Below are 18,936 nucleotides of genomic sequence, written 5' to 3'. Positions count from 1 at the left end.
CGGACACTTGCCCGTTCGCGGAGCGCCTGGTGAGCTGCCGGCATGGACTCTGCCGTCGAAGCCGCGCTGCGCACACGCATCATCCAGTGGGTGCACGAGCGGGCCGAGGCGAACGGCGGGTTCCTCTACCGGGACGAGCTGCTCGACTTCCACATCGACGGCCGCAAGCTCCCGGTCATCGACTACTCGCGCGGCATCCGCAACCCGCAGAGCTTCTCCTCGACGCTGTCGATCGTCAGCTCGGCGAGCGGACCGTACGACGACACCGAGTCCGAGGACGGCCTCCTCCACTACGCGTACCGCGCCGGCGACCCGTGGAGCGGCGACAACCGCAAGCTGCGCGAGGCGATGACGAGCGGGATGCCGCTCATCCTGTTCCGCAAGGAAGTCCCGAACGTCTACACCCCGGTCGCCCCCGTGTACGTCGTGGACGACGAGCCGGAGAACAGCCAGTTCCTCATCGCCCTCGACGAGGCCTTCCGGTTCATCCCGGACCCGGCTCACCTCACGGCGCCACAGCGCGAGTATGCGCTCCGGCTCGCCAAGCAGCGACTGCACCAGCCGGCGTTCCGCACTCGCGTCCTCGTCGCCTACGAGACCCGGTGCGCGATCTGCGAGCTCAAGCACGGAGCGCTGCTCGACGCCGCGCACATCGTCCCGGACAGCGAGAAACATGGACTGCCGACCGTGAACAACGGACTCGCCCTCTGCAAGATCCATCACGCCGCCTATGACCAGAACATGCTGGGCGTGACGCCTGACGGCGAGGTGCGGATCGCGCTCGACCTCCTCCAAGAGGTCGACGGACCCATGCTCAAGCACGGCCTCCAGGAGATGCACGGGCGCCGCCTCGCGCTTCCGCGCCGTCGTGCCGACAGACCCGACCGAGAACTTCTTGCCTGGCGCTTCGAGCGCTTTGGGCGCCTGTAGCGCGCTCACGAAGGTCACTCGCTTCACGACGCGGGTGAACCCGCGAGATGGTTTCACCACCGTGTCGGCGGGACGGGTTAGGGTTCGCGCAACCACATCGAAGGAGACGTGTGAACACTCCGCCGGTCGCCGCGTCGCTCGCTGACGAGCAGGCCTACTTCACCCATGCCCGCGACGTCCGGGAAGCGAAGCGCGCCGCGCGCAGCGCGGCGCCTTCGGCTGCGGGGGACAACAAGGCCGCGAGCAGGCTCAAGGCGAACGCCGAGGCCGACGACACGTTGGGAGATCCTTCGGACGCCGCCGCGTACCTCCGGATCGACACGGAGGACGAGACGTTCTACGTCGGGCGCGCTGGGGTGCGGGACGACGCCGGTGACGTCCTCGTCTACTCGTGGAAGGCCCGCTTCGTCCAGGGGCTCGCTTCGGCGACCGCACACAACCCGGGCGACGTCCTCCGTCAGCGGCGCTACCACGTCCAGCCGGTCAACACGATCACGGAGACGAGCGACACGGTCTTCGCCGAGCTCGCCCGGCGCATCGCAGAGTTGGAGGACCTCGACCCCCGACAGGATCCCGTCGCCTACGTGATGGGCGAGGACTCGTTGCTGGTCGATGCGCTCGAGCAGGAGCGCAAGCCGGAGATGCGCCAGATCGTCGAGACGATCCAGGCGGCGCAGGCGGCACTCATCAGCGCCGACGCCGAGCAGCTGCTCGTCGTCCAGGGCGGGCCCGGCACGGGGAAGACCGCGGTCGCGCTCCACCGCGTGTCCTCGCTTCTCTACGAGGGTGACGTCGCACCTGACGAGGTCCTGGTCATCGGCCCGAACCCGACATTTACCCGGTACATCAGCAAGGTGCTCCCCGAGCTTGGCGACGAGCACGTACGCCAGACCGACGTCACCGGGCTGCTCGGAAAGCCGGTCACGGTCAACGTCAAGGAAGATCCGGCAGCAGCACGGCTCAAGGGCGACGACCGCATGGTCGACGTCCTGGCGAAGGGCCTGCGCGACCGGCTGCGCTTCCCGACGGAGGACCAGCCGTTCACCGTGCGCGGCGTCTCGTGGCGCGTGCGCCTCGAACCGATCGAGCTGGCGACCCTGATCGACGACGAGAGCGACAAGCCCTACTCCGTCGGCCGAGGCACCTTCCGTGAGCGCCTCGCTTCCGAGATCGCGGTCAAGGCTCGTCGGCGTGCCAAGGACGACGGCGACCGACTCTCGGGGGACGTTCGCGATCTTCTCGACGCCACCGAGATCGACAACGCCGTGGAGCGCATCTGGCCTCAGCTGTCACCGCAGTCGTACGTGCGCGACCTCTTCGGGTCGCTGGAGCGGCTGGTGTCCGCAGCGCAGGGAACGTCACTGACCGTCGGCGAGCTCCAGCTGCTGCGCCGCGCGTCGGCCCAGCGGATGTCGGAGCAGTCCTGGTCACGTGAGGATGTCGTCCTGCTGGACCACGCGGCAGCGGAGATGGGCGGCGAGAACGAGTCCTATCGGCACATCGTCGTCGACGAGGCCCAGGACCTCTCCCCGATGCAGTGGTTGGCCATCCGACGCCGCTCGGCGAACGGCGCGTTCACCGTCGTCGGCGACATCGCCCAGTCGACCGGCCTCTGGGCGCGCGACAGCTGGGACGATGTCGTCGCACTTCTCCGCTCGCCGCTCCCGCACGAGTCCGTCGAGCTGAAGTACGGGTACCGCGTCCCGCGGCAGGTCATGGATCTCGCCGCGAAGCTGCTGCCGACGGCGGCACCTGGTGTCACAGCACCTCTCGTCGTCCGCGACGCACCACGCGACCCCCAGCTCCGCGAGGAAGAGCCGGCGTCGGTTGCTCGCGCGGTGCTCGAGGTGATCCAGGAGCACTCCGGCAAGGGAAGGTTCCTCGGTGTCGTCTGCCCGGATGCCCGACGAGAAGAGCTCATCGCCGCACTGCGTGGCGAGGACATCAACTGGGACGACGCGGACAACGGCGCGCTCGGCGCGTCGATCAACCTCGTCAGCCCGGTCGCCGCGAAGGGCCTCGAGTTCGATGCTGTCGTCGTCGTGGACCCCGCCGAGATCGTCGGCGCGGGGCCCCACGGCGAGCGCATGCTCTACATCGCGCTCACCCGCACGACGAAGTACCTGGACATCGTGTACCCCGTGGGCACGCTCCCCCCGGCGCTCTCGCCCGAGCCGGACCGGACCAGCCCGCCGCGAGAGCATGTCGCGCCGACGACGCAGGAGGTCGCCGAGACTCCGACCGTCCTCGTTCCGCCGACGACCAGCACGCCTGCACTCGAACCAGGCGGTGCCCCGGGGCCTTCAGATAGGCCCGAGGCGGCCGGTGCTCCTCACAGCAGCGCGCTTGCCGGCCTCACCTCCGTTCAGCGGAAGACGGCGCAGTTCCATGCGGTGAACGTCCTCGAGCTCCTGGAGGAGACCGCACCGCCGCACATGTGGCGGCACGTCTTGTTGGCTGCACTCGAGCAACTTGACGCGGACAGCTCCCATCCGGGCTGACTTCGCAGGGAACTGCCGTCATCGCCCCATCGCGCTACCGTCAGCACAACGTGTTGGGCGCTCCGCCTGCGGCTTCGGCAGAGCGGTGCTCGCACCGTGCCATCACGAGAGGCGAGAGGACTCGCATGCGCCTGGAGGACATCGCACCTGGCACCCGCATCGACGGCCTCGACGCGCTGCCGGTTCTGGTCGTCGGGGTCGAGTGGCACGGCACCGATGCACTGTCCGTCGTCTATCGATCCAGCAGCGGTGTGCTTGCCGAGCAGATCGTCTACCGTGCGGACGAGGCATCGCTGCGCGCGGCTGACGAGTCGCTGCGGTGGTCGTTCGACGCGGACGGCGCGCGGTTCAAGCTTGCTGCCGAGGCGACGCGGATGCGCATGGCGGGTCTGTTCGACCCAATGCTCGCGGTGACGTCGAGCGCGATCGACCCCCTTCCCCATCAGATCCGCGCGGTGTATGGCGAGATGCTCCCTAAGCCAGGACCGCTCCGCTTCCTCCTGGCGGACGATCCCGGCGCCGGCAAGACGATCATGGCCGGGCTCTACCTCAAGGAACTGATCCTGCGAGGCGATGTCGCGAGGGCACTCATCGTCGCGCCCGGTGGGCTCGTGGAGCAGTGGCAGGACGAGCTGGCGAGCAAGTTCGGGCTGGAGTTCGAGATTCTCTCCCGGTCCCTCGCCGAGGCAGACCTCCACGGCGACCCGTTCGCAAGCAGCCCGTTCCTCATCGCGCGGATGGACCAGCTCTCACGCGACGAGGAGTGGATGGGGCTGCTCGCCGAGACACAGTGGGACCTCGCCATCGTCGACGAGGCTCACCGGATGTCCGCCCACTTCTACGGCAACGAGCTCACGCGCACACGCCGCTACGAGCTCGGCCAGCTCCTCGGCACGATCACGCGGCACTACCTGCTCATGACCGCGACGCCGCACGCCGGGAAGGAGGAGGACTTCCAGCTGTTCCTCGCGCTGCTGGACCCGGATCGGTTCGAGGGCCGCTACCGTGCCGGCGCCCACTCGACCGACACGTCAGGTCTCATGCGTCGCATGATCAAGGAAGACCTCCTGACCTTCGAGGGCAAGCCGCTCTTTCCGGAGCGCGTCGCCGAGACGGTGTCGTACACGCTCTCGGGCCTGGAGATGGCGCTGTACGAGCAGGTCACGGAGTACGTCCGCACGGAGATGAACCGCGCGGAGACGATCGAGGCCGAAGGCCGGAGCGGCCGCGCACGAACGGTGGGGTTCGCGCTCACCGTCCTCCAGCGGCGGCTGGCCTCGAGCCCCGAGGCGATCTACCGCAGTCTCCAGCGCCGCTCGGCCCGCCTGCAGCGTCGCCGCGACGAGATGGTGGCGCTGGGTTCTCCCGCGGAGCGGAGCCTCGCACAGGGGTGGGCGGAGGCCGTGGACGACGACGCCGGTCGCCACGCGACGCACCTCGCCCCCGCAGCGGTGGACACAGAGCTGGACGAGGCCTTCGACGAGGACGAGCTCGATGCGGGTGAGCTGGAGGATCTCGAAGAAGAGGTGATCGACGCCGCAACGGCCGCCCGTACGGCGGCAGAGCTCGAGGTCGAGATCGCCGTGCTGGCGGACCTGGAGCGTCTCGCGGCGCAGGTGCGGGCCAGCGGTGTCGACCGCAAGTGGATCGAGCTGCGCGCGCTGATCCAGGAGGCACGCGACGGTGGCTCGGCGCTCACGAACCCCCGCAAGCTCATCGTCTTCACCGAGCATCGCGACACCCTGGAGTATCTGCGCGAGCGCATCGTCCAGTTCACCGGCGACCCCGAGTCGGTCGTGACGATCCATGGCGGGACGCGGCGCCAGGACCGCCACCGGGTACGTGAGCAGTTCGCGAACGACCCTCGCTGTCAGGTTCTCGTCGCAACCGATGCCGCCGGCGAAGGCCTCAACCTGCAGTGTGCTCACCTCATGGTCAACTACGACCTCCCGTGGAACCCGAACCGGATCGAGCAACGATTCGGGCGCATCCATCGCATCGGGCAGCGCGAGGTGTGCCGGTTGTGGAACCTCGTGGCTTCGGAGACCCGCGAGGGACAGGTGTTCCAGCGGCTGCTGCAGAAGGTCGAGGAGCAGCGCCGCGCCTACGGCGGCAAGGCGTTCGACGTCCTGGGTGACGCGGCCTTCGGGCAGACCCCGCTTCGGGAACTCCTCGTCGAGGCGATCCGGTACGGCGAGCGCGAGGACGTGCGCGCGCATCTCGATCGAGTCGTCGACTCGTCCGTCGCGACCGGGCTCGACCAGCTTCTCAAGGAGCGAGCGCTCGCCACGCCCGAGATCACACTGCGCGACCTTGCCGAGCTCCGCCGCCAGATGGACGAGGCGCGTGCTCGACGACTCCAGCCCCACTACGTCCAGCTCTTTGCCCTGGAGTCGCTGAGACTGCTGGGTGGCCGCGCTGCGGCCCGTGAGCGAGGACGCTACGAGATCACGCACGTCCCGGCCACCGTCCGGGACCGACATCGCAGCGTCGGCGCGAGCGGTCCACGTCGGTCCCTACGAGCGGTGGCGCCCCGCTACGCGCGTGTGACGTTCGAGCCCGCGCTCACGCACGTCGCGGGGAGTCCCTCGGCCGAGCTCGTCGCGCCGGGGCATCCCCTCATGGATGCGCTGATCGACGCCGTGCTCGCCTCGGACGGCCCGCTCCTCACCCGGGGAGCGGTACTCGTGGACCCCACCGCGACCGATCCGACGGCGCCCGAGCGACTTGTCGTCGCTCTCACGGAGGAGATCGCCGACGGCGCAGGGACCGTGGTGAGCAAGCGGTTCTCCTTCGTCGTGCTCGACCGGGACGGACAGGCACAGCTCGCCGGCCCTGCTCCATACCTCGACCTCATCCCCCTGCCCGACGACGTCCCCGCGTCGGTCGCGGAGGCGCCGCTCGAGCGATGGTCGGGCCGGAACGTCGAGCAGCACGCGACAGGATGGTCAGTGACCCACGGGCTCCCCGCTCACCGCCACGAGGTCGCAGCGCGCGTGGTCCCGCTCGTCGAGCACACCCGAGCCCTCGTCCGGCAGCGGCTTCGGTCGCAGATCAACTACTGGGACGCAGAGTCGGCCCGGCTCGCGGAGGAGCAGACCGCGGGCCGTCGGGTCCGCCTGTCCCCGTCGACCGCTCACGAACGGGCACGCGAGCTCGAGTCCCGCCTCGACGCACGGCTGACCGCGCTGGACCTGGAGGAGCAGTTCGTGGTCCGACCACCGCAGATCGCCAGTGCCGCGCTGGTCGTCCCCCAGGGCCTCGTCGACGCCGCGCGCGGTCACGACACGCGGACCGCTCCCGGCGTCACGCGGGTCGATGCCCCCGTCCTCACGCACGGTGCGCTGGCCGCGGACACGACAGTGACCGAGCGTCGGGCGGTGGACGCCGTGCTGGCGGCTGAGCGGGCGCTCGGAAGGGACCCGGAGGAGATGCCGCACAACAACCCGGGCTACGACATCCGGTCCGTCGGCCCCGACGGGACCACGGTCTTCCTCGAGGTGAAGGGGCGGGTCGTGGGCGCCGAGGACTTCATCGTGACGCTCAACGAGGTGCTGCACGCGAAGAACACTGCCCCGCACTATCGGCTGGCGCTCGTGAGCGTAGACCACGAGAAGCCGGCGGGGACGGACGAGGTGCGCTACGTCCTCGACCCGTTCGCCCGGACCGAGCTCGACTCCTACGCCCAGACGGCGCTCGTCATGAGCTGGAAGAAGACGTGGGCCTGCGGGCAGGGGCCACTCTGAGGAAGAGCTACGCCGAGAGGAACACCTCGTCCGCGTGCCACTCGAGGAACTCGCGGTTCGGACGGTCCGCACGCCGCCGCGGCGGCGCGATCATGTGACCGCTGGACTGCATGGTGTAGAACTCCTCACCGTTGCCGAAGTCGCCGCGGAGACGCGGGCTGACGAGCAGCGTCCGCCTCTCGGGATGCACCCCGAGATAACCGCGGTCGAAGAGCGTGTGGACGTCCGAGCGCAGCAGCAGCCAGTTGTCGACCCGGTTCTCCCCTGAGCTCGCGACGGGGCGGATGTGCGCGGCCTCGAGCACCGGAACGATCCGTTCGCCGGTGATCGCGCAGCGTCGTCCGTAGGCCTCCTGGACCAGCGCCTTGAACGGCGCCTGCCCGAGCCTCTGCGCCATCAGGCGGTGCGGGCCGAAGACGGGTCCGTCGACGACGCCCGTGGTCGCGTCGTCGCCGAGGTCGCGCGCGAGGAGCTGCGCGAAGACCTCCTCGACGTAGGAACCCTCAGGCGTTCCCAGCTCGTACGACCTTCCCTGCACGAGGTTGCCCGACCAGCTCGGCGGGGCCGACGGCAGGTCGCTCGACGGGAAGAAACGGATCTGGCTGAGCAGGATGCAGCCGATCTCCGTCTGGGCGGTCACCTGCTCGCCACGGATCGCCGAGATCGCGGCGAGGAGCTCGGTCACCGACAGCGCACCGTTGCCCGTCCCGAAGAACTCCCACGCTCGTTCGATGGTCAGCGTGACCCAGCCGTCGAAGAAACCTCCGCCGAGGATGCGATCCCCACGGTCCTTGTGCGCCTTGAAGAGGAACGGGGCTCCCTGCGGGACGGTCGCGCCGAACCGTCTCAGGTCGCGCGGACGCCAGAAGTTCGCCTCGGTGGCGCCCGTCGCCCGGAGGGTCTCGTACCACGTCCAGTCGGTCAGACCGACGTAGGCACGCACGTCAGGAGACCCGCTTGCTCTGCCGCGTTCCCTCGGGGACGGGAAACGCCTTCACGGCTTCGAGCAGCTCGATCTCAGCCGTCGGCCAGGAGAGATCGAAGCGTTCGCGACGCCGGGCCCCCGGCACCGCGTTCAGGCTCGGGATCAGCAGCGCGGGCGGGACGCCGAGAGCGGCGGCAAGGAGGAACAGGGTTCGGAGCGTCGTGTTCCCGGGCTTTCCCTTGGCAGACGTCCGGGAGTTCTCGATGTTCTGGACCTGGTTGCGATCCACGCCGTCCGCGTGGGCGAGGTCGATCTGCGTGATCCCCTGCGCCCGTCGGACCGCGGCGAGGCGCCGCCCCAACTCTTCCGCGTACGTGGCCCAGTCGATCTCGACGGCGCTCGTTCCCTGCTCAGACACAAGGAATCACGCTGCCGAGCAGCGCTCCCGAGGTCTGCCCAACTCATTGGGCACTTGTCGAGGAGTGCGCCGCCTCCGCGCTCGAGGCAGTCTTCGGACCCTCTCGTCGGGCGCGGCTCAGTTGACCCTCAAGGCACGGGGCGCTCGAGTCGCAGCCCGAGCGCGCGGTACACGTCGAACGGGTTCTCCCATCGGACCCCGTGGGGCAGGCACGCATCAGGGATGAGAACCCTCTTCTTCGACTCGGGGTGCGAGAGCTCACGCGTCACGACGACGTGGCGGTGCGCCATCCCCTCGGCGATGAGCAGCAGGTCTGCGGAGTCGAGGAACTCGTCCCGCGCCGCCCGGGTGAACGGGCTCTCGGGTCGCTCCACCCAGGTGGCGAGCACCCCGATCGCCGCGACCGTCGCGTCGGACTCGGGGATCCAGAACGACGTCGGCACGATGCGCGCCCACTCGGCGAGCGCGTCGTCTCCGTGAATGATCTCCTCACGCACCGCCGCCACCGAGGCGACCATTCCCCGGGCGTGGGACGCCTCGACCCACTCCCAGTACCCGGGCGCGACGTCGAGCGGGTAGTACGTCCGCGCGGCCTCGATGAGGACGTTCGCGTCGAGCAGGTGCATCAGCGCATCCCCAGCCGCGTCGCGAACGTGTCGATCTGGCTCACCGAGGAGAAGCCGAGGAGCGCGAGGGCGTCCGTGTACGACGTGCGGCCCTCGTAGGTGTCCGAGATCACGGCGCGCGCGAGGCGCTCGCCCACGCGGAACGGCTGGTTGTTGTAGAAGTCCCCGCCTCCGCTGGTGTCCTGGCGCGCCGAGGCCAGCCGCTCGACCCGGGCTCGCTCGATGTCGAACAAGTCCGCGAACCCCTCCGAACGGACCGCGCCCACCTCGCGCAGCCGAAGGAGGACGACGAGCGTGCTCGCCTGGTAGCGACCTGCCAGGCGGTCGAGGCTGACGTCGAGCGCTTCCGAGCCGTCGAGCGGGTGCGCCTCGACCTGCCGCGCGAGGTCGGCCCGCGGCACGAGCACCTCGGCCGCGACGGCGTTGCACCACCGCTCGGCGTCGCCCGGCGCCGGGCGCGCCGGGTCCTCGTCGCTCACGCCCGACTCGGCACGCAGCACGTGCGCGAACTCGTGGAGGAACGTGAACGTCTGCCCGGAGAGCGTGTCGCGGGCATTGACGAACACGAGCGGTGCGAGCGGGTCCGCGAGCGTGAACCCACGGAACTCGTCGCGATCGAGCAGACGATGGGTGTCGTTGCCGACCATCGACGAGAACACGGCGAGCCCGCCAAGCTCTTCGAAGACGTGGCGCAGGTGGTGGCGCACGTCCTCCCTGCGCTTCGGGCGCTGGGCGACGTCGAACCGGAGCAGCTCCGTCGCGAGCGCCGCCGCCGGCGGGACGTCGAGCCCCCGCGCCGCACCGACGGCCGGGCTCGGGTCCAGGCCGAGCGCGAGCGCGTAGTCGCGGAACCAGTCCTGACGCCGCTGGCTCGCCTGGATCACGGCGAGCAAGTCCTGGCTCGGGGTGCGTTCGTCGCGGTCACCGGTACGGCGGAAGTCCGGGATGGGCAGCTCGACGGCGGGCGGCTCGTCGAGGAAGAACACCCCGAACGGCACGTGCGTGTACCTCGCGACGTTCTCCAGCTGCCGCAGGGTCGGCTTCTCGGCACCCGAGACCCACCGGTCCCATCGGGAGAAGCGGTTCTCGATGTCTCCAGGCTCGCGGCCCGAGCGGCTGGCGGCCCAGCGCAGGAGCGCGGGCGCTACCGGCACGCGGACCGAGACGGACACCGAACATCACCTCCTCTGGGGCTCCGATCGTAGCCGCGCGAGCACCGTTCGACGCGGCCATGGACAGGGTGCGGAGGCGGTGCACTCACCGCTGTCCGCCAGTTCGAGAGCCAGGATCCGACAGTGCCGCGGGTGAAGTCCGGCGATCCGAGCGGCCAGCAGACCAGGCGGGAACCGAAAGGCACAACATATTGGGCATACTGGCGAGGTGAGACCCCTCGAGACCGCCCCGTCCACCACCCCCGGACCCGTCGATGGTGGGGAACCGAGGCCGCCGGCTCGCAAGCTCATCGAGGTCTCGCTGCCGCTGGAGGACATCAACCGCGAGTCGGCGCGCGAGAAGTCGATTCGCCACGGGCATCCGTCGACGCTGCACCTGTGGTGGGCCCGCCGGCCCCTCGCCGCGGCGCGAGCGGTGCTGTTCGCCCAGCTCGTGGACGACCCGTCGTCGCACCCCGACCGCTTCCCGACGGAGGAGGAGCAGCGTGTCGAGCGCGAGCGCCTGCACGACCTCGTCCGCCGCCTCGTCGTATGGGAGAACGTCAACGACGACGCCCTCCTCCATGAGGCCCACGAGGAGATCCTGCGCTCGACCGGCGGCAACCCGCCCGCGATCCTCGACCCGTTCGCGGGCGGGGGCACCATCCCGCTCGAGGCGCAGCGGCTCGGGCTCGAGGCCCACGCGAGCGACCTCAACCCCGTCGCCGTGCTCATCAACAAGGCGCTCATCGAGATCCCGCCGATCTTCGCCGGGCGACCGCCCGTCTTCCCCGACGCTGCGGAGACGCGCCTCGGCGACTGGCCGCGCGCGACCGGTCTCGCCGAAGACGTGCGCCGCTACGGCGCGTGGATGTGCGAGCGCGCGCAGGAGCGCATCGGCGACCTCTACCCGACGGCGACGGTCACCGACGAGCGCACCGCCAAGCAGACCGAGGCCACCGTCATCGCATGGATCTGGGCCCGCACGGTCACGTGCCCCAACCCCGGCTGCGGCATCGAGATGCCCCTCGTGCGCTCGTGGTGGCTGGGCAAGAAGAAGGGGAAGGAGGCGTACGTCGTCCCGTCCGTCGTGCCCGACGCCGCAGCCCCCTCTGGTCGCCGGGTCACCTTCACCATCGGCCACGACCCGAAGGACGCCCCGACGAGAGAGAACGACGGCACGATGTCGGGCCAGAAGGGTGGCTCTTGTGTCGCTTGCGGCACCTACGTTTCCGCGTCTGAGGCACATCGTCAGACTGACGTCGCCCACGACGACCAGCCCAAACCGACGCTCATGGCCGTCGTTGCGGAGGGCCAGCGCAGGCGCCTCTACCTCCCTGCGACCGCTGAACACAAGCGTGCGGCAAGCAAGCCAAATGCACTCGCCCGCAGCATTCGGGCGGACGCCGCTGTCAATGCTCCTTCCCGCGGGACCTTCGGAGGAAACGCACAGGGACGCCGCTGGGGGTTCTTCACGTTCGCCGACTACTTCACCGATCGGCAAGTCGTTGCGCTAGCGACCTTGAGCGATCTCGTCAGCGAGGCCCGAGAGCAGGTCCTTCAGGACGCACTCACTGCCGGCTTGGACGAAGGTGACCGCCTCGCCGACGGCGGCAGCGGCGCCGCGGCCTACGCCGACGCCGTCGCCACCTACCTCGCGTTCGCGATCAGTCGCACGACCAACAAGGCCAACGCCCTCAACACCTGGGACAGCAGCCCGAAGATGGAGGCCGTACGCGGCCTCTTCGCACGGCAGGCCATACCCATGGCATGGGACTTCGCGGAGTCCAACCCGTTTGGCGGGTCCTCCGGCGACTACCTCGAAGACCTCAACTGGGTGTGTCGATCGCTCGACAAGATCCCCGCGAGCAGCGAGGGCACCGCCCGGCAGGCCGACGCCGCTGCGCGGCGCTACGACGGAGTCCTGATCTCCACGGACCCGCCGTACTACGACAACATCGGGTACTCCGACCTCTCCGACTACTTCTACGTGTGGCTCCGACGCTCTCTGCGCGACGTCCACCCGACGCTGTTCTCCACGATGCTCGTGCCCAAGTCCGAGGAACTCGTCGCGAACCCGTACCGCCACGGTGGCAAGGACGAGGCGTCGCGGTTCTTCGAGGAGGGCTTCGAGCACGTCTTCGCCCGCGCACGGGAATCGGCCTCGGACGACGCCCCGATCACCGTCTACTACGCGTTCAAGCAGGCGGAGCTGGAGTCCGAGGGCATCGCGAGCACCGGATGGTCGACGCTGCTCGAGGGCATGATCCGCGCGGGCTGGACCATCACGGCCACCTGGCCGGTGCGGTCGGAACTCGGGAACCGGATGATCGCGTCAGGTACCAATGCGCTCGCGTCGTCGATCGTGCTTGCCCTCCGGCCGCGGCACGCGACCGCGCAGGCGACCAACCGCCGCGGGTTCCTCGCCGCGCTCAAGGCCGAGCTGCCCGATGCGCTGCGCGAGATGCAGCAGGGGGCGATCGCGCCGGTGGACCTCGCGCAGGCGACGATCGGCCCGGGCATGGCCGTGTTCTCCCGGTACAGCCGGGTGCTCGAGGCCGACGGCACACCCATGAGCGTCAAGACCGCGCTCGCGCTCATCAACCAGGCGCTCGACGAGGTGCTGTCCGAGCAGGACGCCGAGCTCGACGCGGACACGCGGTTCTGCCTCGACTGGTACCGCCAGTACGGCTGGGACGCCCAGCCCTTTGGCGAAGCGGACACGCTCGCGCGCGCCAAGAACACGTCCGTCGAAGGCCTGGCGCGCGGCGGGGTCCTGCACTCCCGGGCAGGCAAGGTCCAGCTCATCGCCCCCGCGGACCTCGACGCGTCGTGGGACCCGCTCGCGGACGACCGCATCTCCCTGTGGGAGGCAACGTGCCACCTCGCGCGCTCGTACGCCGCCGAGGGCGGTGAGACGACCGCCCGGCTGCTCGCCGCCGTCGGGCAGCGCGTAGACCTCGACGCGGTGCAGCTCCTCGCCTACCGGCTCTACGAGCTGAGCCAGGACTCGCGTCCCCAGGACGCGCTGCTCTTCAACGGCCTCGGCACGTCGTGGTCCGACCTCACGCACGCCGCGCGCCGCGTCCCCGCACCGGCGACGCAGGGCGACCTCTTCACCACCCTCGACGACGAGTAGGACGCGCACCCGATGGGATTCCAGACCCCGCAGCTCAAGCTCACCGAACTGCTCGCCGACGTGGGGAGCGGGAAGATCCAGCTCCCCGACTTCCAGCGCGGCTACAAGTGGGACGACGAGCGCATCCGTCAGCTCCTCGTCACGGTGCTGCGCGGTCACCCCATGGGTGCACTCATGCTGCTCGAGACGGGCGGCGACCACGTCCGTTTCAAGCCGCAGCCCATCGAGCGCGTCACCGCGGACCTCAACCGCGTCCGGCAGACCGACCCCGCGGCTACCCTCGCCGAGCCGGACCGGCTCCTGCTCGACGGGCAGCAGCGCATGACGTCGCTCTACCAGTCGCTGACCGGTACAGGAATCGTGGAGACGCAGGACGCTCGCGGCAAGGACCTCGAACGGCGCTACTTCCTTGACGTCGAGCGCGCGCTGGGTGACCCCTCCGACCAGGAGGAGGCAGTGCGGTCCCTTCCCGCCGACGGCGTGGTCCGCACGCTTTTCGACCGCGGCGTCGAGCTGGATGTCTCATCGCATGATCGGCAGGTCGAGGCGGGCCTCATGCCGTTCACCGTGCTGTTCGGCGGGAACGTGCTCGGGTGGCTCGTGGACTACCTCAACGCGGGCGGGCCCGACGACATGCCTCGTCGTAGTGCCGTCGTCAACGCCTTCAACACCCAGGTCGCTCAACCCGTCACGGGCTACGTGGTCCCCGCGATCCAGCTCGACAAGCAGACCACCAAGGAGGCCGTCGCCACGGTCTTCGAGAAGGTGAACTCCGGCGGTCTGCCGCTCAACAACTTCGAGCTGCTGACCGCGATCTTCGCCGGGGACGCCGCGTACTACGCAGAGCACGGCGACGACTTTCGGCTCGGAGAGGACTGGGAAACCACGAGGGTGGCTTTCGGTCCGTACCCCGTGCTCCGGGACATCAAGAGCACCGACTTCCTCCAGGCCGTCCTGCTTCTCGCGACGATCGAGCGCAAGCAGCGCGACGTCGCCGCGGGCAAGCCCAAGCCCGCCGCGGTCAGCGCGCGCGGCGAGGACGTCCTCAAGCTCACGCTCGCCGAGTACCTGCGGTGGGCGCCCCGGGTCCGCGAGGGCATGATCTGGGCAGCGGGCTTCTACACGCGTCAGCACATCCACACCAGCGCGTTCCTGCCGTATCGCACGCAGACCGTCCCGCTCGCCGTGCTGCGCGTGCTGCTCGGCGAGCAGATCGACGCGCACGCGGTCCTCGCACGCATCCGTCAGTGGTACTGGTGCGGCGTGCTCGGCGAGCTCTACGGGTCGACGACGGAGTCCCGGTTCGCGCGCGACGTCGAGCAGGTGCCCGCCTGGGCCCTCGCCGCGAAGTCGGGCGCCGACGTCCCCGCGCCCGTGACCGTCCAAGACTCGCACTTCGTCGAGTCCCGCCTGCTGTCGATGCGCACGCGCAACTCGGCCGCGTACAAGGGCCTGTACGCGCTGCTCATGACGCAGCACTGCATCGACTGGCGCGTCGACCAGGCCATCGACCAGGCGAGCTACCTCGACCTGCAGATCGACGTGCACCACATCTTCCCCAAGGCGTGGTGCGAGAAGAACGGCATCGACCCCGACCTGCGCGAGTCGATCGTCAACAAGACCCCGCTCGCGAAGAAGACGAACATCTTCCTGCGCGGCGACTCCCCCGCGGTCTACCTCCCCCGGCTCGAGAAGGACACGACCCTGCCGCCGGAGCACCTCGACCGGTTGCTGCGCACCCACCTCGTCGATCCCGCGCTCCTGCGCGCCGCGGACTTCGGGGCGTTCTTCGACGCCCGGCGCGAGGCGCTCGTCGGCCTGATCGAGCAGGCGACGGGCAAGCGGGTCACGCGGGACGTCGTCGTGCAGGACGGCTCGCTGCACGGCAGCGAGGACGCCGCGGCGTTCGAACCCGAGCCCGACGACCCCGAGGACGGCACGACCCTCTCGGACGTCGGCGACGAGACCACGATCGAGGGGGCGGCCTGATGGCGCTGAGCAACAAGGAGAAGGTCGGCCGCGGGTTGACGCTCCTCGCGGACGGCCTACGGCCGTTCGTCGACGAGCACATGACCGCCGCGCTGCCCGCGGGGACGCCCCCGGGCACGGAGTGGGTGAGCGTGCTCGCGGCCCGCGACGCCGCGAAGCACGGCACCGCCAAGACGTACTCGACGGACGACCCCCGCTTCCTGCTCAAGGTCGTCACCGAGGAGTGGCGCGTCTTCTCGGGAGTCCTCGGCCGCCCGGAGCAGGCGCTCGCCTCGGAGCTGCGCGCGGTCGGCAACCGCTGGGCGCACGACCCGAGCATCTCGAGCGACGACACCTACCGCGCGCTCGACACGGCCGAGCGGCTCCTCACCGCGGTCGGTGCGAAGGACCAGGCCGAGGCCGTCAGCAAGATCCGCCTCGACCACCAGCGACAGGTGTTCGAGGACCAGACGCGCAAGACGGTCAAGGCCGCCTCCGCCGCCGTGAACGTGCCCGGTACCCAGGCGGGGACCGCGATCAAGCCGTGGCGCGACGTCATCACCCCGCACCGTGACGTCGCGACGGGGCAGTTCAACGCCGCCGAGTTCGCCGCTGACCTGCACCAGGTCGCGACGGGGCAGGCCAAGGCCCCCGAGTACACCGACCCACGCGAGTTCTTCGCCCGCACGTACGTCACGGGCGGCCTCGCCGAGCTGCTGGAGCGAGCGCTGCGTCGGGTGTCGGGCGACCTGAACGCCAGCCCGGTGATGAACCTGCAGACGCAGTTCGGTGGCGGCAAGACGCACTCGATGCTCGCGCTCTACCACCTGTTCTCCGGGATCACGACGGCGCAGCTCCCCCAGGCGGTGCAGGAGATCGTCGGGACGGTCTTCCCGCGTGCGGTGGCCGACGACACCGAGCCCGGCGACGACCCGCTGGCGACGCTCGACGTGCGACGCGTGACCCTCGTCGGCACGCACCTGTCACCGAGCCAGCCGCTCGTCAAGGAGGACGGGACCGAGGTCCGGACGCTCTGGGGCGAGCTGGCGTGGCAGCTCGGCGGCCGCCCGGCCTACGACCGCGTCGCCCGGGCCGACGAGCAGGGCGTACCGCCGGGCGACGTGCTCGCGGACCTCGTCCGAGAGCACGCGCCGGCCGTCATCCTCATCGACGAGTGGGTCGCCTACGCCCGGCTGCTCGTCGGCAAGGAGGGCCTGCCCGGCGGCGACTTCGCCGCACAGTTCACCTTCGCGCAGCACCTCACCGAGCTCGTGCGCGCGGTGCCAGGCGCGATGCTCGTCGTGTCGATCCCCGCGTCCGACACCCTCGACGCGGGCGGCGGCGGCAGTGCGCTCGAGGTCGGCGGACCGAACGGGCGCGAGGCGCTGGAGCGGCTGCAGCACGTCGTCGGGCGTACAGCCGACGACTGGCGGCCCGCGAGCGCCACCGAGTCGTTCGAGATCGTCAAGCGTCGGCTCTTCGAAGAGCCGGACGCCGTCGCTCGCGCGGACATCGCCGCGGTCGCTCGCCAGTACGCGCAGTACTACCAGCAGAGCACGGGGCAGTTCCCCCGAGACGTGACGTCGGGCGAGTACGAGAACCGCATCCGCGTCGCCTACCCGATCCACCCCGAGCTGTTCGACCGCCTCTACGAGGACTGGTCGACGCTGGAGAAGTTCCAGCGCACGCGCGGCGTGCTGCGACTCATGTCGATCGTCATCCACGCGCTGTGGAGCGCGCAGGACGCGTCGCCCCTCATCAGTCCCGGGACGATCCCGGTCCACGACCCGGCCGTCTTCAGCGAGCTCACCAAGTACCTGCCCGACAACTGGAAGCCGATCGTCGACTCGGACATCGACGGCGAGGCGTCGACACCGGTCAAGATCGACACCGAGCGTCCGAGCTTCGGTTCCCGCGCGCTCACACGCCGGATCGCACGGACGATCTTCCTGGGGTCTGCACCGACCCTCGGGACCGCGCACAAGGGGCTCGAGCGACCCCGCGTCTGGCTCGGCGTCGCCGTTCCGGGCGACACCATGGGGCACTTCGGGGACGCGCTCGAGATCCTCGGCCAGCGCGCGACGTACCTGTACTCCGAGTCCGGGAGGTACTGGTACGACACGACGGCCTCGATCTCCCGTCAGGCGGCCGACCGCGCGGATCGCCTCCGCGAGGTCCCGGAGGACGTGTGGGCGGAGATCGTCCGGCGGCTCAATCCGCTCTCGCGCGGCGCGCACGGCATGTTCGCCGGCGTGCACGTCGCGCCGCAGGACACCGGAGACGTGCCAGACACGGACGAGGTGCGGCTCGTCGTCGTGCACCCGAGCATGACGTACGGCAAGGAGACCTCGAAGGCCCGGGACTTCGCCGAGGACCTGCTGCTGCACGTGGGCAACGGGCAGCGCGCTCGGCGCAACATGGTGGTGCTCGTCGCCGCCGACGCCCAGCGCTACGACGAGCTGGAGGCCGCGGCCCGCGAGTACCTCGCGTGGACCTCGATCGTGCGTGACGCAGATGCGCTCGACCTGCGTCCGCAGCAGCTCAAGCAGGCACAGGGCCGTGCCGCGCAAGCGGACGACACCGTCACGTCGCGCATCAGTGCCACCTACACGGCTGGCCTCGTGCCGCAACAGCTCGACCCGAAGGCACCCGCGTCGATCGTTTTCGAGCGGATCGCCGAGGGCAAGGGCCCACTGCCGGAGCGGGTCAGCGAGAAGCTGCGTCGTGGCCAGGAGCTCGCCGTGAGCTACGCGCCGATCAACGTCCGCATGGCGCTCGACGGAGCGTTGTCGTCCGTGTGGTCGGCGGGTCACGTCGAGTTCGGGCGGCTCTGGGACTTCTACTCGCGGTACCCGTACCTCGACCGCCTCCGGGACCGGCGCGTGCTCGAGGACGCCGTGCTCGCGACGCGCACGTCGTTGGTCTGGACCGACGAGGGCTTCGCGATCGCGTACGGGTTCGACGCGGACACCGGAGTCTACGACCGGCTGTGGCTCCCGGGCGACGTTCCCGAGCCGCTCTCGCTCAGCGACTCGATGCTGCTCGTGCGCCCTGACCGCGCGCTTGCGCAGCGCGCAGCGGAGCAGGTGCCCGTCGACGGCGGGCCGGATGCCGGAGGTGCCTCGGGCGGGACGAGCGGCGGGGACGATGGCAGTGACGCCGGGCGCAGGGCACCGGCACCGATGCCCGGACCGGACGGCAATCCTCCCTCGCCCGGCCCGACTCCGCCTCGTCGAGCCGTCCAGCGTCGGTTCTTCGGCGCGAAGGTGCTCAGCCCAGAGCGGTACGCGGGCGACTTCGCGAAGGTGACGCAGGAGGTCATCCAGCACCTCGCCGCGGCGGACGCGGTCGACCTGGAGGTGCGGATCGAGATCACCGCGACGGCCCCCGACGGGTTCACCGAGCAGCAGGTGCGCACGGTCCGGGAGAACGCGACACAGCTCACGTTCGACCAGGCGGGGTTCGAGGAGTCGTAGGGGGGGGTGAAGTTCGCGTTCCCACCGCCGACGCGAGCGGTGGGAACGCCCAGGCT

At 70.0% G+C, this 18,936-nt stretch carries 10 protein-coding genes; 6 read left to right on the top strand and 4 right to left on the bottom strand.

Translation table 11 applies throughout. The features are described from left to right. Positions 1-42 precede the first annotated feature (42 nt). From BXA05_RS06535 to BXA05_RS06525, 3 genes are all read left to right on the top strand, one after another. Entirely contained in the window at positions 43-930 is an 888-nt protein-coding gene (locus BXA05_RS06535; RefSeq protein ID WP_076404383.1) for an HNH endonuclease, read from the top strand. 110 nt (positions 931-1,040) lie between these two features. After that, a complete protein-coding gene (locus tag BXA05_RS06530; protein WP_076404382.1) occupies positions 1,041-3,431 on the top strand; it encodes a HelD family protein in 2,391 nt (796 codons plus the stop codon). A 125-nt stretch (positions 3,432-3,556) separates the two neighbouring features. Next, complete coding sequence (locus BXA05_RS06525) at positions 3,557-7,177, top strand: helicase-related protein (protein ID WP_076404381.1); 3,621 nt, start codon at positions 3,557-3,559, stop codon at positions 7,175-7,177. 7 nt (positions 7,178-7,184) lie between these two features. Here BXA05_RS06525 and BXA05_RS06520 read toward each other — a convergent pair whose 3' ends face one another. The 4 genes from BXA05_RS06520 to BXA05_RS06505 form a co-directional block, all read right to left on the bottom strand. Continuing rightward, a complete protein-coding gene (locus BXA05_RS06520) occupies positions 7,185-8,120 on the bottom strand; it encodes an HNH endonuclease (protein WP_076404380.1) in 936 nt (311 codons plus the stop codon). 1 nt (position 8,121) lies between these two features. Beyond that, entirely contained in the window at positions 8,122-8,520 is a 399-nt protein-coding gene (locus BXA05_RS06515; protein ID WP_076404379.1) for a helix-turn-helix domain-containing protein, read from the bottom strand. A 128-nt stretch (positions 8,521-8,648) separates the two neighbouring features. Beyond that, a complete protein-coding gene (locus tag BXA05_RS06510) occupies positions 8,649-9,146 on the bottom strand; it encodes a DUF4411 family protein (protein WP_076404378.1) in 498 nt (165 codons plus the stop codon). Continuing rightward, a complete protein-coding gene (locus tag BXA05_RS06505; RefSeq protein WP_076404377.1) occupies positions 9,146-10,318 on the bottom strand; it encodes an ImmA/IrrE family metallo-endopeptidase in 1,173 nt (390 codons plus the stop codon). Before BXA05_RS06505 ends, BXA05_RS06510 begins: the two co-directional genes overlap by 1 nt. Positions 10,319-10,526: 208 nt before the next feature. On the opposite strand from BXA05_RS06505, the gene BXA05_RS06500 reads away from it, so the two are divergent. The 3 genes from BXA05_RS06500 to BXA05_RS06490 are packed head-to-tail and all read left to right on the top strand — an operon-like array spanning position 10,527 to position 18,880. After that, on the top strand, positions 10,527-13,436 hold the full coding sequence (locus BXA05_RS06500) for a DUF1156 domain-containing protein (RefSeq protein ID WP_211435831.1): 2,910 nt from the start codon (positions 10,527-10,529) through the stop codon (positions 13,434-13,436). Positions 13,437-13,448: 12 nt separating this feature from the next. After that, positions 13,449-15,425: a DUF262 domain-containing protein gene (locus BXA05_RS06495; protein WP_076404376.1), complete on the top strand. Its 1,977-nt coding sequence runs from the start codon at positions 13,449-13,451 to the stop codon at positions 15,423-15,425. Then, positions 15,425-18,880 (top strand): DUF499 family protein, encoded by a 3,456-nt coding sequence (locus tag BXA05_RS06490; protein ID WP_076404375.1) that lies wholly within the window; start codon positions 15,425-15,427, stop codon positions 18,878-18,880. Before BXA05_RS06495 ends, BXA05_RS06490 begins: the two co-directional genes overlap by 1 nt. The last annotated feature ends 56 nt before the right edge of the window (positions 18,881-18,936 follow it).

Origin of the sequence: Cellulosimicrobium funkei, assembly GCF_900155925.1 — a bacterium.
Taxonomy (GTDB): domain Bacteria; phylum Actinomycetota; class Actinomycetes; order Actinomycetales; family Cellulomonadaceae; genus Cellulosimicrobium; species Cellulosimicrobium funkei.
This window is presented reverse-complemented; position numbering and strand designations above follow the sequence as displayed.

Bases quoted from the DNA above. Each gene is read 5' to 3' on its own strand.
- BXA05_RS06525 (WP_076404381.1), top strand. From the start codon at position 3,557: ATGCGCCTGGAGGACATCGCACCTGGCACCCGCATCGACGGCCTCGAC.
- BXA05_RS06535 (WP_076404383.1), top strand. From the start codon at position 43: ATGGACTCTGCCGTCGAAGCCGCGCTGCGCACACGCATCATCCAGTGG.
- BXA05_RS06490 (WP_076404375.1), top strand. From the start codon at position 15,425: ATGGCGCTGAGCAACAAGGAGAAGGTCGGCCGCGGGTTGACGCTCCTC.
- BXA05_RS06510 (WP_076404378.1), bottom strand. From the start codon at position 9,146: ATGCACCTGCTCGACGCGAACGTCCTCATCGAGGCCGCGCGGACGTAC.
- BXA05_RS06495 (WP_076404376.1), top strand. From the start codon at position 13,449: ATGGGATTCCAGACCCCGCAGCTCAAGCTCACCGAACTGCTCGCCGAC.